14 protein-coding genes are annotated in these 14,287 nt (G+C 72.4%); 7 read left to right on the top strand and 7 right to left on the bottom strand.

The features are described from left to right. Positions 1–285: 285 nt before the first annotated feature. A complete protein-coding gene (locus ACFQQI_RS08135) occupies positions 286–870 on the bottom strand; it encodes a TetR/AcrR family transcriptional regulator (RefSeq protein ID WP_378560630.1) in 585 nt (194 codons plus the stop codon). A 90-nt stretch (positions 871–960) separates the two neighbouring features. Between ACFQQI_RS08135 and ACFQQI_RS08130 the strand changes: the two genes are divergently transcribed. From ACFQQI_RS08130 to ACFQQI_RS08110, 5 genes are read left to right on the top strand one after another with little or no spacing between them, the layout of a single operon-like run. Then, positions 961–1,722 carry an enoyl-CoA hydratase/isomerase family protein gene (locus ACFQQI_RS08130; protein WP_378560627.1) on the top strand — a complete coding sequence of 254 codons (762 nt, stop codon included), beginning with the start codon at positions 961–963 and terminating at the stop codon, positions 1,720–1,722. Continuing rightward, positions 1,715–3,133, top strand: a complete 1,419-nt coding sequence (locus ACFQQI_RS08125) for an AMP-binding protein (protein ID WP_378560624.1) — start codon at positions 1,715–1,717, stop codon at positions 3,131–3,133. The genes ACFQQI_RS08130 and ACFQQI_RS08125 overlap by 8 nt, the downstream gene beginning before the upstream one ends. Beyond that, positions 3,130–4,740 (top strand): amidohydrolase, encoded by a 1,611-nt coding sequence (locus ACFQQI_RS08120; RefSeq protein WP_378560621.1) that lies wholly within the window; start codon positions 3,130–3,132, stop codon positions 4,738–4,740. The genes ACFQQI_RS08125 and ACFQQI_RS08120 overlap by 4 nt, the downstream gene beginning before the upstream one ends. Continuing rightward, complete coding sequence (locus ACFQQI_RS08115) at positions 4,737–5,330, top strand: hypothetical protein (RefSeq protein WP_378560618.1); 594 nt, start codon at positions 4,737–4,739, stop codon at positions 5,328–5,330. Before ACFQQI_RS08120 ends, ACFQQI_RS08115 begins: the two co-directional genes overlap by 4 nt. Before the next feature lie 60 nt (positions 5,331–5,390). Then, positions 5,391–6,857 carry a KamA family radical SAM protein gene (locus ACFQQI_RS08110; protein WP_378560615.1) on the top strand — a complete coding sequence of 489 codons (1,467 nt, stop codon included), beginning with the start codon at positions 5,391–5,393 and terminating at the stop codon, positions 6,855–6,857. 13 nt (positions 6,858–6,870) lie between these two features. On the opposite strand, the gene ACFQQI_RS08105 is transcribed toward ACFQQI_RS08110, so the two are convergent. Beyond that, positions 6,871–7,323, bottom strand: coding sequence for an Lrp/AsnC family transcriptional regulator (locus ACFQQI_RS08105; protein ID WP_378560612.1), 453 nt, complete (start codon positions 7,321–7,323; stop codon positions 6,871–6,873). A 40-nt stretch (positions 7,324–7,363) separates the two neighbouring features. Here ACFQQI_RS08105 and ACFQQI_RS08100 point away from each other — a divergent pair, with 40 nt between their 5' ends. Next, positions 7,364–8,293: a 5'-3' exonuclease H3TH domain-containing protein gene (locus ACFQQI_RS08100; protein ID WP_378560609.1), complete on the top strand. Its 930-nt coding sequence runs from the start codon at positions 7,364–7,366 to the stop codon at positions 8,291–8,293. Between the two features lie 32 nt (positions 8,294–8,325). After that, complete coding sequence (locus ACFQQI_RS08095; RefSeq protein WP_378560606.1) at positions 8,326–8,982, top strand: SDR family oxidoreductase; 657 nt, start codon at positions 8,326–8,328, stop codon at positions 8,980–8,982. A 1-nt stretch (position 8,983) separates the two neighbouring features. Here the strand turns inward: ACFQQI_RS08095 and ACFQQI_RS08090 are convergent, their stop codons facing one another. The 5 genes from ACFQQI_RS08090 to tatA form a co-directional block, all read right to left on the bottom strand. Then, positions 8,984–11,779, bottom strand: coding sequence for a DEAD/DEAH box helicase (locus ACFQQI_RS08090; protein WP_378560603.1), 2,796 nt, complete (start codon positions 11,777–11,779; stop codon positions 8,984–8,986). Positions 11,780–11,801: 22 nt separating this feature from the next. Further along, positions 11,802–12,680, bottom strand: a complete 879-nt coding sequence (locus ACFQQI_RS08085) for a diacylglycerol/lipid kinase family protein (RefSeq protein ID WP_378560600.1) — start codon at positions 12,678–12,680, stop codon at positions 11,802–11,804. 28 nt (positions 12,681–12,708) lie between these two features. Continuing rightward, a complete protein-coding gene (locus tag ACFQQI_RS08080) occupies positions 12,709–13,119 on the bottom strand; it encodes a hypothetical protein (RefSeq protein WP_378560597.1) in 411 nt (136 codons plus the stop codon). Then, complete coding sequence (gene tatC / locus ACFQQI_RS08075) at positions 13,116–13,889, bottom strand: twin-arginine translocase subunit TatC (protein ID WP_378560594.1); 774 nt, start codon at positions 13,887–13,889, stop codon at positions 13,116–13,118. The genes ACFQQI_RS08080 and tatC overlap by 4 nt, the downstream gene beginning before the upstream one ends. Before the next feature lie 80 nt (positions 13,890–13,969). Next, complete coding sequence (gene tatA / locus ACFQQI_RS08070; RefSeq protein ID WP_378560591.1) at positions 13,970–14,257, bottom strand: twin-arginine translocase TatA/TatE family subunit; 288 nt, start codon at positions 14,255–14,257, stop codon at positions 13,970–13,972. Positions 14,258–14,287 lie beyond the last annotated feature (30 nt).

Here is a 14,287-nt window from a genome sequence, read left to right as displayed (position 1 = left end):
ACCGACCTCCGCGAACAGGGTCGGAAGTGTGGGTGGCACGCCCACCCCCGACCCGGCCACTCGGACGCCGGTCCGTCAACCCCGATCTGCATGAACGGACGCGCGCCACAGTGCTGCGCGATCCGGCCGCTGTCAACCGCCCGATGACCTGCGCAGATGCAAGAAGTCGCAGGTCAGGAGGGATTCGCACCGCCCGGGATCGCCCGAAATTTTGCGGAGATTCCCGGCGTGTCGTCCGGGACGCGCCGAGCGCGGTCTGGTCCGGCAGGTCTGGTCCACCGGCGGTCAGGCCGCGTCGACCACGCGCAGCGCCAGGCCGGCGTACTCCTCCGCGAGGGCGTCCAGGTCGAGCTCGCCGTCGGGGGTCCACCAGCGCGCGACCCCGCTGCACATCTCGAGCAGCGCGCGTCGGACGACGGGGACCGAGCCGACCCGGAACACCTCCGCCGCCACGCCGTCGGCGATGGCCTGCTGCCACACGGCCTCGTACCGGTCGCGCAGCGCGACGACCTCGGCCCGTGCGTCGCTCGACAGCGCCCGGACCTCGTCGTCGACGACGCGGGTCCGCTCGGGTGCGGTCGCATGGGTGCGGACGTGCAGCTCGACGAGCGCCACGAGACGACCGCGCGGGTCGGGGTGCTCGGCGGCGAGCCGCTCCCCCGCCTCGACGAGCTCGGAGAGGCTCGCCCGCATCAGCGCGACGAGCAGCTCCTCCTTGGTGCCCATGTAGTGATAGAGGGAGGCCGACGAGATGCCCGCGGCGTCGGCGAGCTGCCGGATGCCGGTGCCGTGGTAGCCGCGTTCGGCGAACAGCGTGAGCGCCACCGCGCGCAGCCGCTCCGCCGTCGACCCGGCTGTCGACTCCGCCACCGCTTGACCCCTTCTCCCGGGACGACCTACCGTGCCGATGATGCCCTACCGATCGATCGATCGGTAGACCGAGATCCGAAGGAGCCGGCCGTGGAGGTCGAGTCTGTGCCCGTCGAGTACGTCCGCGACGGCGACGTCGCGCTCATCCACCTGAACCGCCCCGACCGGCTCAACGCCGTCGTCCCCGCGCTGACCGCGGGCCTGGCGGCCGCTCTCGCTCGGGCGGCCCGCGAGGACGCGCGCGCCGTGGTGCTCGCCGGGCGGGGCCGGGCGTTCTGCGCCGGGCACGACCTCAAGGAGCCCGAGCCCGTGGAGACGCCGGTGCAGACCCGCGCCCGGCTCGAGGAGATCCAGGACGTCACCCGCCTGGTCCGGCGCTTCCCGGGCCCGGTCGTCGCGGCGGTGCACGGCTACGCGCTCGGCGCCGGCTGCGAGTTCGCGCTCGCCTGCGACGTCGTCGTCGCGACCGAGGACGCGCAGTTCGGCTTCCCCGAGGTCGGCGTCGGGCTGAGCGTCACCGGCGGCATCTCGAAGCTGCTGCCGGCGCTGGTCGGGTGGGCGAAGGCCAAGGAGCTGCTGCTGCTCGGCGACCGGGTGACCGGCGCCGAGGCCGGCCGGCTGGGCATGGTCGCGCGCGTCGTACCTCCCGGGGAGCACGAGACCACCGCCCTCGGCCTCGCGCGCCGGCTGGCCGAGCGGCCGCCGCTGGCGCTCAGCCTGGCCAAGCAGGTGCTCGACCACGGGCTCGACGCGACGCTCGAGGACGCCATGGTCCGCGAGGTCGACCACGCGATCCTCACCTCGCTCTCCGGCGAGAGCGACGCTCCCACCGAGGCCTTCAACCGTGGCTGAGCGGACGCTGGTGTCGCTCCTCGTCTGGGCCGAGGAGCGCTGGCCCGAGCGTCCGGCCTGGACGTTCGTGGCCGCCGACGGGTCGGAGCGCACGTTCACGTTCTCCGCCGTCGGGGACCGGACGGCGCGGCTCGCCCAGGCGCTGCGCGAGCGCGGGGTGGCGCCCGGCGACCGGGTCGCGGTGATGCTCGACAACGCGCCGGAGTTCCCGCTCGTGTGGCTGGCCCTGGCCCGGCTCGGCGCGGCGATCGCGCCGCTGAACGTGCGCTACCGGACCGCGGACGCGCAGCACCTCCTCGACGACGCCGGGGTCCGGCTGGCCGTCACGTCGCCGGCGTACGCCGACCTCCTCGGCGGCCTCTCCCCCGCCCCCGAGGTGGTCCTCGTCGACGACCTGGCGCCCGAGGGCGAGTTCGAGCAGGGGCCGATCGACGCGGGTGCGGCCGTCAACGTGCAGTACACGTCCGGCACCACCGGGCGCCCGAAGGGCTGCCTGCTCTCGCACCGCTACTGGACCACCCTGGGCTTCAGCCTGGTGGACGAGTTCCCGCGGATCACGTCCGACGACGTCATGCTGACGGCGCAGCCGTTCTTCTACCTCGACCCGATGTGGAACGTCGTCACCGCGCTGATGGCCGGCGCCCACCTCGTCGCCCTCGACGGCTTCCACCCCTCGACGTTCTGGCAGCAGGTGCGCCGCCACGAGGTGACCTACTTCTACTGCCTCGCCGCGATGCCGACGCTGCTGCTGAGGATGCCGCCCGACCCCGCCGACCGCGACCACCGGGTCCGCGCGGTGCAGTGCTCGGCGATCCCGCCCGCGCTGCACGCGGACCTCGAGGAGCGCTGGGGCGTGCCGTGGTTCGAGGCGTTCGGCATGACCGAGACCGGCGCCGACATCCGGGTCACGCCCGACGACCACGACGCGCTCGTCGGCAGCGGCTGCCTGGGCCGGCCGGCGGCCCACCGCGAGGTGCGCATCGACGACGACGGCCAGATGTGGCTGCGCGGCCCCGGGATGATGGACGGCTACCTGGGGCACCCCGACCCGTTCGTCGACGGGTGGTTCCCCACCGGCGACCTCGCGCGGCTGGACGACGAAAGCCGCGTCTACCTCGCCGGGCGGCTCAAGGACATGATCCGCCGCAGCGGCGAGAACATCGCGGCCCGCGAGGTCGAGGAGGTGCTGCTCGCGCACCCCGCGGTCCGGCTCGCGGCGGTGGTCGGCGTACCGGACGAGATCCGCGGCGAGGAGGTCAAGGCGTACGTCGTGGCGCCCGACGCCTCCGCCGACGCGCTCGAGGCGTGGTGCGCCGAGCGGCTGGCGGCGTTCAAGGTGCCACGCTTCTGGGAGTTCCGCGACGACCTGCCGCTGACGGCGTCGCACCGGGTGGAGAAGGCGAAGCTGTGAAGGCGGATCTGCTGCTCACGAACGCGCGGGTGCGCACCCTCGAGGGCGCCGGCCGCGCCGACGTCGCCCCGGCCGTCGCGTTCTGGCGCGACCGGGTCGTGGCGCTCGAGGAGGTGCCGGCGCACCGCACGATCGACCTCGGTGGCGCGGTCGTCACGCCGGGCTTCCACGACGCGCACAACCACATGGCGTGGTACGGCCTGTCGCTGGCCGAGGTCGACCTGCGGGTGCCGACGCTCGACGCGCTGTACGACGCGATCGCGGCGCGCGCCGCGACCGCGCCGGAGGGTGAGTGGATCGTCGGCGCCGGCTACGACGAGAACAAGATCGGCGCGCACCCCGACCGCGACGCGCTCGACCGCGCGGCGCCCGGCCGGAAGGTGTGGCTCAAGCACACCTCGGGCCACATGTGCGTGGTCAACGGACCGCTGCTCGCCGAGCTCGGCCTGGCCGACGCCGCGGTCGACGTCCCCGGCGGGCTCGTGGTCACCGACGCGTCCGGCCGGCCGACCGGGCTGCTCCAGGAGCAGGCCCAGCAGCTGCTCAACCGGCTGGTCCTCCCCTACCCCGTGGACACCCTGGTGGACGCGATCGAGCGCGCCGGCGCGGCCTACCTGTCGCAGGGCATCACCAGTGTCACCGAGGCGGGCGTCGGCGGCGGCTGGATCGGCAAGAGCCCGGTCGAGGTGGCGGCGTACCAGCGGGCGCGCGACCTGGGCCGCCTGCCGGTGCGCGTCGAGCTGATGGTCGCCGCCGACGTCCTGCACTCCCTCCCGGCGCACGAGACCGACGACATCACGCTCGGCATCGACCTCGGCATCCGCACCGGCCTCGGCGACGACCGGCTGCGGATCGGCCCGGTGAAGATCTTCAGCGACGGGTCGCTGATCGGGCACACCTGCGCGATGACCGAGGACTTCGCGGACACGCCGGGCAACCACGGCTTCCTCCAGGACGACGCCGACGCGCTGCGCACCCGCATCGTCGAGGCCCACCGCTCCGGCTGGCGGGTCGCCGCGCACGCGATCGGAGACGCGGCCATCGACCTGGTGCTCGACGCCGTCGAGGAGGCGCAGCGGCGCTGGCCGCGGGCCGACGTACGGCACCGGATCGAGCACTTCGGGGTCTCGCGGCCCGACCAGGTCGCCCGCGCCGCGGCGCTCGGCGTGGTGCCGGTGCCGCAGGGCCGCTTCGTCGGGGAGATCGGCGACGGCATGCTGCGCGCGCTCGGGCCGGAGCGGGCCGGCTGGGCCTACCGCTACCGGTCGCTGCTCGACGCCGGCATCACACCGCCGGGCAGCTCCGACCGGCCCGTCGTCGACGGGGCGCCGCTGCGCGGCATCCACGACATGGTCAGCCGGCTGACCGACGGCGGTCTCCCCTGCGGTCCCGAGGAGGCGATCAGCGGGCTGGAGGCGCTGACGGCGTACACGCTCGGCTCGGCGTACGCCTCCCACGCGGAGCGTGACCGCGGCACGATCGCGGTCGGGAAGTACGCCGACCTCGCGGTGCTGTCGGACGATCCCGCTACCGTCGACCCGGCGGGGATCCGTGACATCGAGGTGCTCTCGACGGTGCTGGCCGGAGAGGTGGTGTGGGAGCGGTGAGGCTGGTCGAGGCCGACGAGCTGACCCCGCCCGAGCTCGAGGCCGTCGAGCGGATCTACGTCGACGCGTTCCCGGAGGACTTGCAGGCGCCCTTCCCCGACCTCTTCGCGGACCGGATGCTGGTCCTGGTCGACGACCGCGGACCGGCGGGCCTCGCGCTCGTGCGCGACCTGGCGGGGACGACCTGGACGTTCCTGCGCTACTACGCGGTCGGCCGGCGCGGACAGGGCACGGGCTCGGTGATGTGGGGTGAGCTGACGGCGCTGCTGACCACCGAGGGGCGGACCCGGCTGATCTGGGACGTCGAGGACCCCGACGAGCCCGACCTCCGGGAGGAGTCGGTCGTGGAGCACCGCCGGCGGATCGCCTTCTACGAGCGCCTGGGCGGCCGCCTGCTGCCGGTCCGTGAGTACCACCCTCCGCACGACGACGGGCACGAGCCGCGGCTGCTGCTCATGGACACGCTGCTGGGCGACGGCGACCGGGCGGGCCTGCGCGAGCTGGTCGAGGGCGTGTACTGGCTCCGGTACGGCCGCGACCCCGACCACCCCAACGTCCGCCGTACGTTGCTGGCCAGCGCGCTCCTCTGACGGGAGAACATCCGGCGATTCGTTTGCATCGCCGCAATATCTCCGCCTACCCTCGACGACATGAGCATCGAGACGTCCATCGCTGCCCTCGTCGAGGACCAGACCGGCCAGCCGTACCCCTATCGGCGCATCGAGCTGGTCGAGCCCGACTGGACCCGCTTCCCGGGCTGGCGCGACGTCACGACCGAGGAGTGGGAGTCCGTGCAGTGGCAGCGGTCCCACTGCATCAAGAACATCAAGCAGCTCCGCGAGCTGATGGGCGACCTGCTGGACGAGCGCTTCTACGCCGACCTCGAGCGCGACCAGGCCGAGCGCGCGACGATGTCCATGCTCGTGCCGCCGCAGATGATGAACACGATGGTGCCGTCCTTCGTGCCCGGTGGACCCGGCTCGATGACCGAGGCCTTCTACGTCGACCCGGTCCGGCACTACATGATCCCGGTGTTCTCCGACCGGCGCACCGACTGGTCGTCGCACCCGCACGCCACCCGTGACTCGCTGCACGAGCACGACATGTGGGTGGCCGAGGGCCTCACCCACCGCTACCCGACGAAGGTGCTGGCCGAGCTGCTGCCGACCTGCCCGCAGTACTGCGGCCACTGCACGCGCATGGACCTGGTCGGCAACTCGACCCCGACCGTCGACAAGCTGAAGTTCGCCGGCAAGCCCAACGACCGGCTCGGCGCGATGCTCGACTACCTCCGGCGCACGCCGCAGGTCCGCGACGTCGTGGTCTCCGGCGGCGACGTGGCGAACATGCCGTGGCCCCGGCTGGAGGACTTCCTCACCCAGCTGCTCGAGATCGAGAACATCCGCGACATCCGGCTCGCGACGAAGGCGCTGATCGGCCTCCCCCAGCACTGGCTGCAGGACGACGTCCGCGCCGGCGTGGAGCGCGTCGCCGGCGTCGCGCGGAGCCGCGGCGTCTCGCTGGCGATCCACACGCACGCCAACCACGCCAACTCGATCACCCCGCTCGTGGCCCAGGCCTCGGCGGCGATGCTCGAGGCGGGCGTCCGCGACGTCCGCAACCAGGGCGTGCTGCTCAACGGCGTCAACGCCGACCCGCACGCCCTGCTCGACCTGTGCTTCCGGCTGCTCGATGGCGCGCAGATCATGCCGTACTACTTCTACATGTGCGACATGATCCCGTTCTCGGAGCACTGGCGGGTCTCGGTCGCCGACGCGCAGCGGCTGCAGCACCACATCATGGGCTACCTGCCGGGCTTCGCGACGCCTCGCATCGTCTGCGACGTGCCGTTCGTCGGCAAGCGCTGGGTGCACCAGCTGACGTCCTACGACACCGAGCGGGGCATCTCCCACTGGACGAAGAACTACCGCACGTCCATCGAGGCGGCGTCGCCCGACGCGCTCACGAAGACCTACGAGTACTACGACCCGATCCACACCCTCCCCGCCGCCGGGCAGGCGTGGTGGGCGTCCCACGCCGACCTCTCCGCCTCCGACCTGAAGGCGGCCGAGGTCGCCGAGGCGTCGCGGCGTACGGCGGCCCTGCAGGCCTGGTGAGCCGGCGGCCCCGTCAGGTGACCGGGCGGTTCTCGTACGGCGTGGACAGCACGATCGTGGTGCGTGTCGAGACGTTGGCCGCGGCACGGATGCGCGCGAGCAGGTCCTCGAGGTCCGTGGGCGCGGCGACGCGCACCTTGAGGATGTAGGACTCGTCGCCGGCGACCGACCAGCACGACTCGATCTCGTCGATCGCGCGCAGCCGCTCCGGCGAGTCGTCGGGCTGCGACGGGTCGATCGGGCGGATCGAGATGAACGCGGTGAGGGGCAGTCCGAGCTGCTCGTGGTCGATGCTCGCGCCGTACCCGCGGATCAGTCCGCGCTGCTCGAGGCGCTTCACGCGCTGGTGCACGGCGGACGTCGAAAGTCCCGTTGCCTTGCCGAGGTCGGTGAAGGACATTCGGCCGTCGCTGGCGAGTAGATCGAGGATCTTGCGGTCCGTGGCTTCGAGTTCGGACTGGCTCACGGCCGACAGACTAGCCGTCATGGCGTGCGAGGATGCGGCGGTGACCGACAATCAGACCGGCCGGCTGATGCTCCTCGACAGCGCATCGATGTACTTCCGCGCCTTCTTCGGCGTCCCCGAGATCAAGGCGCCGGACGGCACCCCCGTCAACGCGGTGCGCGGATTCCTCGACTTCATCTCGCGGCTGGTGAGCGAGTACCGGCCCAGCGACCTGGTCTGCTGCTGGGACAACGACTGGCGACCGCAGTGGCGGGTCGACCTGCTGCCGTCGTACAAGGGGCACCGCGTGGTCGCCGAGCGCAGCGGCGCCCCCGACATCGAGGAGGTGCCCGACCCTCTGGAGGTGCAGGTGCCGATCATCCTCGACGTGCTGGAGGCGTTCGGGCTGTGCGTCCGCGGCGTCGACGGCTACGAGGCGGACGACGTGATCGGGTCGTACGCCGCGCAGGCGACCCAGCCCGTCGACGTCGTGACCGGCGACCGCGACCTCTTCCAGCTGGTCGACGACGAGCGCGACGTCCGCGTCCTCTACATCGCCCGCGGCGTCGGCAAGCACGAGCGGGTGACCAACGACTGGGTGCGCGAGAAGTACGGCATCGACGCGGCCCAGTACGCCGACTTCGCGACCCTCCGGGGCGACGCGTCCGACGGCCTGCCGGGGGTGGCGGGCATCGGCGAGAAGACCGCCGCGACGCTGCTCGGCCGGTTCCGCGACATGGACACCCTGGTCGCCGCCGCCCAGGACCCCGACTCCGACATGGGCCCCGGCCCGCGCGGCAAGATCAAGGCCGCCGCCGACTACCTCGACGTCGCGCCACAGGTCGTGGCGGTCGCCCGCGACCTCGACCTCGGCGGGCTCGACACCCGGCTCCCCCGCGAGCCCCGTGACCTCGCCCGCGTCGCCGAGCTCGGCGCGAAGTGGGGGCTCGAGTCGCCGGTGCAGCGGCTGACGGAGACTCTTCTCGGCTAGGGCCCCTTCACACGCCCCGTAGCGTGGTCGGCATGACTCGCATCGCGATCGTCGGAGGCCACGGCCAGGTGGCCCGCCACCTCATCCACGACCTGCGCCGCTCCGACCACGACGTCGTGGCGCTGGTCCGGCGGGAGTCCTACAGGGACGACCTCGAGCAACGGGGCGCGGAGGTCCGGCTGCTCGACATCGAGAAGCAGGACGCGGCCGGCTTCGCAGCGGCCTTCGAGGGCTGTGAGGTCGTCGTCTTCGCCGCCGGCGGTGGGCCCGACGGCAACAAGGAGCGCAAGCGGACGGTCGACCTCGAGGGGTCCCTGAAGTCGGTCGAGGGTGCCCGGGCCGCCGGGATCCGGCGCTTCGTGCAGGTCTCCGCCATCGGGGTCGACGTGCCGCTCCCGGACGACACCGGCGACGTCTGGCGGGCGTACGTCGAGGCCAAGCGCGACGCCGACGCGGCGCTGCGGACCAGCGACCTCGACTGGACGATCATCCGGCCGGGACGGCTGACCGACGACCCGGCGACGGGCCTGGTGACCCTCGGCTCGTCCGTACCCCGGCGCGACGTCACCCGCGCCGACGTCGCGGCCGTGCTCGCCGGGGTGATCGACGCCCCGCGGTCCGTCGGGCGGCAATGGGACCTGGTGGGCGGGGAGACCCCGGTCGGCGAGGCCATCGCGCGCGCCGAGTGAGCTACTCCTCGTCGTCGGCCAGGCTGGAGTAGGCGACGACACCGCGTCGCAGCGCCCGGACGACCTCGCGGGCCGTCTCCCGCAGCGGGCCGGCGCCCGCGGCGTCGGCGACCTGGCCGGCGAGATCGACGAGCTGCTTCATCCACCGCACGAAGTCGCCGGCGGCGAGGTCGCTGACGACCAGCACGTCGTCGAGGTCGTCGCCCTCGGCCCACCGGTAGGCGACCCACGCGAACCCGAGGTCCGGCGCGCGCAGGAAGTCGAGCTTGTGGTCGCGCTCGAGCGCGTCGAGGGTGCCCCAGAGCTTCACCATCTCGCCGATCGCCTCGCGGATCGCACCGCCGGGCAGCCGGGGCGAGCTGGCGTCGTCGGGGCGGCGGGCCTCGAAGACCAGCACCGACAGCGCCGCGGCGAGACCGGAGGGCGACAGGTCGTCCCACAGCCCCAGCCGCATCGACTCCGCGGCGACCAGGTCCATGTCGGAGTAGAGCCGCATCAGGTGCCGACCCCGCTCGGTGATCGTGTCGCCCTCGAGGTAGTCCAGCGCCGTCAGCACCTCGCAGACTCGGTCGAACTGCCGCGCCACGGTGTTGGTGCGCTGCTCGACCCGCCGGCGCAGGGTCTGGGCGTCCTTGTCGAGCTTGATCCAGCGCTCCGCCCAGCGCGCATGGTCCTCGCGGTCCGGGCAGTCGTGGCACGGGTGGGCCCGCAGCTCGGCCCGGAGCCGCGAGATCTCCTCGTCGGCGTGCGTCCGGGACCCGTCGGTGCGTGCGCCCTGCTTGGCCAGCCGCGGCGGCGCCAGGTCGTGGGTCTTCGACCGCAGCGCCGAGGCCAGGTCGCGGCGCATCTGCGGGTTGCGGCCGTTGAAGCTCTTCGGGATCCGCACCTTGCCCTGCGCCTCCACGGGCGCCGGGAAGTCGATCATCGCCAGGCGGCGCGCCTGCCGGTCCGACGTCACGACGTACGGCCGCGGTCCCTCGGGTGACCACCCGGGGTCGATGACCACGGCCCAGCCCGCGAACTTGCCGGTCGGCACCATGATCACGTCGCCGGGCCGCAGCGCCCGCAGCGACTCGATCGCCTCCTCGCGCAGGTCCGCCTTCCGGGCCCTGCTGGCGCCCTTCTCGGCGTCGTTGATGCGCTGGCGCAACCGGGCGTACTCCATGAAGTCGCCGCGGTCGCACGTCGTGGCCTCGCGGTAGCCGTCGAGGGCCTCCTCGGCCTTGCGCAGCTGCCGCGCGAGCCCGACGACCGCCTTGTCGGCCTGGAACTGCGCGAACGACTGCTCCAGCAGCTCCCGCGACCGCATCCGGCCGAACTGGTGCACGAGGTTGACCGCCATGTTGTACGACGGGCGGAAGGACGAGCGGAGCGGGTAGGTGCGCGTGGAGGCGAGGCCCGCGAGCTCGCGCGGGTTCATCCCCGGCTGCCAGAGCACGACGCCGTGCCCCTCGACGTCGAGCCCGCGACGACCGGCGCGACCGGTGAGCTGGGTGTACTCCCCCGGCGAGATCGCCGCGTGGGTCTCGCCGTTCCACTTGTCGAGCTTCTCGATCACGACCGTGCGGGCGGGCATGTTGATGCCCAGCGCGAGCGTCTCGGTCGCGAAGACGACCTTGCAGAGCCCGCGCACGAAGAGCTCCTCCACGCACTCCTTGAAGGTCGGCAGCATGCCGGCGTGGTGGGCCGCGACGCCGCGGGTCAGGCCGTCGAGGAAGTCGTGGTAGCCGAGGACGTGCAGGTCCTCCTGCGGGAGGTGCCGGCAGGCGGCCTCGACGTACTGGTAGATCTCGTCGCGCTCCTCCGGCGTCGTGAGGCGGATGCCGGCGCTCAGGCACTGGGTCACGGCGGCGTCGCAGCCGACGCGGCTGAAGATGAAGACGATCGCGGGCAGCAGGCCGTTGCGGTCCAGCCGGTCGATGACGTCGACCCGGCTGGGGATCCAGACCCGGCGGCCGTTGCCGACGTTGCGCTGGCCGGGCTTCGACCGGCCCCGCGGCGACCGCCGGTCGCGGACGCGGGTGCTCGCCCAGTCGTCCCGGGCGACCTTGAGCAGCTCGTCGTTGACCGGGGCGCCCTCCTTGACGAACCCGGCCGCCGCGTCGACGTCGGACGACGCGAAGAGGTCGAGCAGCCGCTTGCCGACCATGACGTGCTGGTAGAGCGGCACCGGCCGCCGCTCCTCGACGATCACAGTGGTGTCCCCGCGGACGGTCTCGAGCCACTCGCCGAACTCCTCGGCGTTCGAGACGGTCGCCGAGAGCGAGACCAGCGCGACGGACTCCGGGAGGTGGATGATGACCTCCTCCCAGACCGCGCCGCGCTCGCGGTTGGCGAGGTAGTGGACCTCGTCCATCACGACGAAGCCGAGGCCCAGCAGCGTGCGCGACCCGGCGTACAGCATGTTGCGCAGCACCTCGGTGGTCATCACCACGATCGGCGCCTCGCCGTTGACGACGTTGTCGCCCGTCAGCAGACCGACCTGGTCGGGGCCATAGCGGGCGACCAGGTCGTTGTACTTCTGGTTGGACAGCGCCTTGATCGGCGTCGTGTAGAACGCCTTGCGGCCGGTGTGGAGCGCGAGGTGCACGGCGAACTCGCCGACGATCGTCTTGCCCGAGCCGGTCGGCGCCGCGACGAGGACCCCCTGGCCCTCCTCGATCGCCGCGCAGCCGCGGAGCTGGAAGTCGTCGAGCGGGAAGTCGTAGAGGCCGGTGAAGTCCTTGAGCACCGGGTGCTGCCGGTGCTTGCGGTACTCGGCGTACCGCTCGGCCGGGGTCAGCTCGCCGGTGCTCATTGCCCCAGCCTAGGTGGCCGGGTCAGCAGATCACGGTGAGGGCACCCGGAGCGCACTCCACGGTGAGCGGCAGCGCGCCGAAGCGCTCGCCGTCGGCGTACGACACGATGCCGGGCGCGGCGACGGTCACCGAGCGGACCCGGTGGTGCTCGTACGCCGGGTGCGTGACGTGGGTGCCCTTGAAGAGCTTCGGGTAGGTGCGGATCAGCCCCGGCTTGCTCATCGGCTTGATGATGACGACGTCGAGCATGCCGTCGTCGAGCAGCGCACCCTCGGTGATGCGGAGGCCGCCGCCGAAGGACGGGCCGTTGCCGACCGCGACCAGCATCGCCTCGAGATGGCGCGTCGCGCCGTCGAGGTCGAGGGTGTACGGGATCGGCTCGAACACCCGGAGCTCGGCCAGCGTGGCGATGTTGTAGCGCATCTGGCCCTTCGGCCAGGTCATCCGGTTGGCGCGCTCGTTGACGATCGCGTCGAAGCCGGCCGCGAGCACGGTCACGTAGTGCCGGTCCCCGCTGCGGGCCAGGTCGACCCTCCGCCGGGTGCCGGAGAGCAGCCGCTCCGTGGCCGCCCGCGGGTCCCGGCGGGGCAGGTCGAAGTAGCGCGCGACGTCGTTGCCGGTGCCGGCCGGGATCATGCCCAGCGCGGTGTCGGTGCCGGCGGTGGCCTGGACGCCGAGGTGCACCATCCCGTCGCCGCCGACCACGACGAGCGTCTCCACGCCGTCGGCGACGCACGCGCGCGCGAGGTCGAGGCTCTCCTGGCCGTCCCGGCCCTCGAGCGTGCGCGGGGTGACGCCCGCCTCCCTGAGCCGCTCCAGGGCGGCGTCCCGCGCCTTCGCGCCCCGGCCCTTGCCGGCGGTGGGGTTCGTCAGGAGCGCGATGTCGCGGGTGCCGGTCACGGGCGAAGGCTAGACGACCGGGAGCCGGTCAGCGCGACGAACGGCCGGTCTCGCCGATCCGCAGCCGGACCGAGTACCGCTCGGCCGAGGCGCCGACGGCCCGGGCCAGCCGACCGACGGCGTCGAGCACCAGGTCGGCGGAGAACGACGTGCCGGGCACCGCGAGGGCGAGCCGCCCGTCGCGCTCGACCAGGTGCACCTCGCCGTGCCGCCACGCCTGGTGGGCGGCGTGGCGTACGTCGTCGGCCGCGACCGGTGCCGGGTAGGCCTCGTCGACGGCGACCAGGTCGCACGGGAGCGGTCCCTCGCCGTCCGCGTCGAGCTGGCCCGCGACCGCGAACCCCGTGCGCAGGCCGGCCAGCGCCGACCACGTCACGTCCGCGACACCCAGCCAGTCGGGGAGGTCGAAGGGGTCGACCGCGGTGAAGCCGTCGGTCACAGGGGCGACACCTCGTCGTCGGCCCAGTTCTCGGTCGAGTTCGCCCCGCGGCCGCGCCGGCGGTCGATCAGCCGCGCGATGATCTCGGCGATGAAGAAGAGGATCAGCATGGGCACGGCGAGCATGACCATCGAGAACGGGTCGGTCGACGGGGTCGCGACGGCCGCGAAGACGAAGGTGCCGAGGACGATCCACGGCCGGTAGCGGCCGAGCGCCTTGCCCGAGACGACGCCGGCGAGGTTGAGCATGATCACGAAGAGCGGGATCTGGAACGCGATGCCGAACACCAGGAACATCCGGGTGAGGAACCCGAAGAACTTCTCGAAGTCCACCAGGTTGGTCGCGTCGGCCGGGGTGAAGCCGATGAGCACCTCGAGGGCCTTCGGCATCACGTAGTAGGCGACGGCGACGCCGGCGAAGAACAGCGGCCCGGCGATCGCGACGAAGATGCGCGACCACTTCTTCTCGCTCGGGTGCAGGCCCGGGAGGATGAACGCCCAGATCTGGTAGAGCCAGAACGGGCTGGTCACGATGACCGAGACGATCCCGCACAGCTTGAGCTGGAGCATCAGTGGCCCGGTGACGTCGCTGACGACGATCTCGGACTCGACCGTGCCGCCGAGGCGCTCGACCGCCTCGTCGTACGGGACCCGGATCAGGTCGGAGAGCTGGTCGTAGAAGAAGAGCGCGACGCAGAAGACCACGATGAACGCGAGCACCGAGCGCAGCAGCCGCGCGCGCAGCTCCCGGAAGTGGTCGGATAGCGCCATCCGGCCGTCCTCGCCGACAGGGTGGCGGGGACGGACGGAGAAGTAGTCGAGGACGACGCTGAGGGACACCTGCGGTGGAGTCAGGCGCCGTCGTTGCGGTGCAGCCGCTCGCGCTCCGCGTCGATCTCGGCCTGCTTCGCGTCGATCTCGGCCTGCTTCGCCTCGATCTCGCGCTGGGCCTGGGTCTGCTCAGGGGTCTTGTCGTCCTCGTCCATCAGACCCTTGGTCTCGGTCTTGAAGATCCGCAGGGCACGACCGCTGCCGCGGGCGAGCTCCGGGAGCTTGGCGGCGCCGAAGAGCAGGATGATGATGCCGAGGATGATGAGGAGCTCGGTCGTGCCGAGTCCACCGATGGCGAGCGGAAGCATGTCGTTCCTCACGTGCGGAGTAGGGCGGGT

Source organism: Nocardioides sp. GCM10030259, from assembly GCF_042666375.1.
GTDB lineage: Bacteria > Actinomycetota > Actinomycetes > Propionibacteriales > Nocardioidaceae > Nocardioides.
This window is presented reverse-complemented; position numbering and strand designations above follow the sequence as displayed.

Excerpts from the sequence above, each read along its gene's own strand:
- ACFQQI_RS08090 (WP_378560603.1), bottom strand. The coding sequence starts at position 11,779 with ATGAGCACCGGCGAGCTGACCCCGGCCGAGCGGTACGCCGAGTACCGC.
- tatA (WP_378560591.1), bottom strand. The coding sequence starts at position 14,257 with ATGCTTCCGCTCGCCATCGGTGGACTCGGCACGACCGAGCTCCTCATC.
- ACFQQI_RS08095 (WP_378560606.1), top strand. The coding sequence starts at position 8,326 with ATGACTCGCATCGCGATCGTCGGAGGCCACGGCCAGGTGGCCCGCCAC.
- ACFQQI_RS08110 (WP_378560615.1), top strand. The coding sequence starts at position 5,391 with ATGAGCATCGAGACGTCCATCGCTGCCCTCGTCGAGGACCAGACCGGC.
- tatC (WP_378560594.1), bottom strand. The coding sequence starts at position 13,889 with ATGGCGCTATCCGACCACTTCCGGGAGCTGCGCGCGCGGCTGCTGCGC.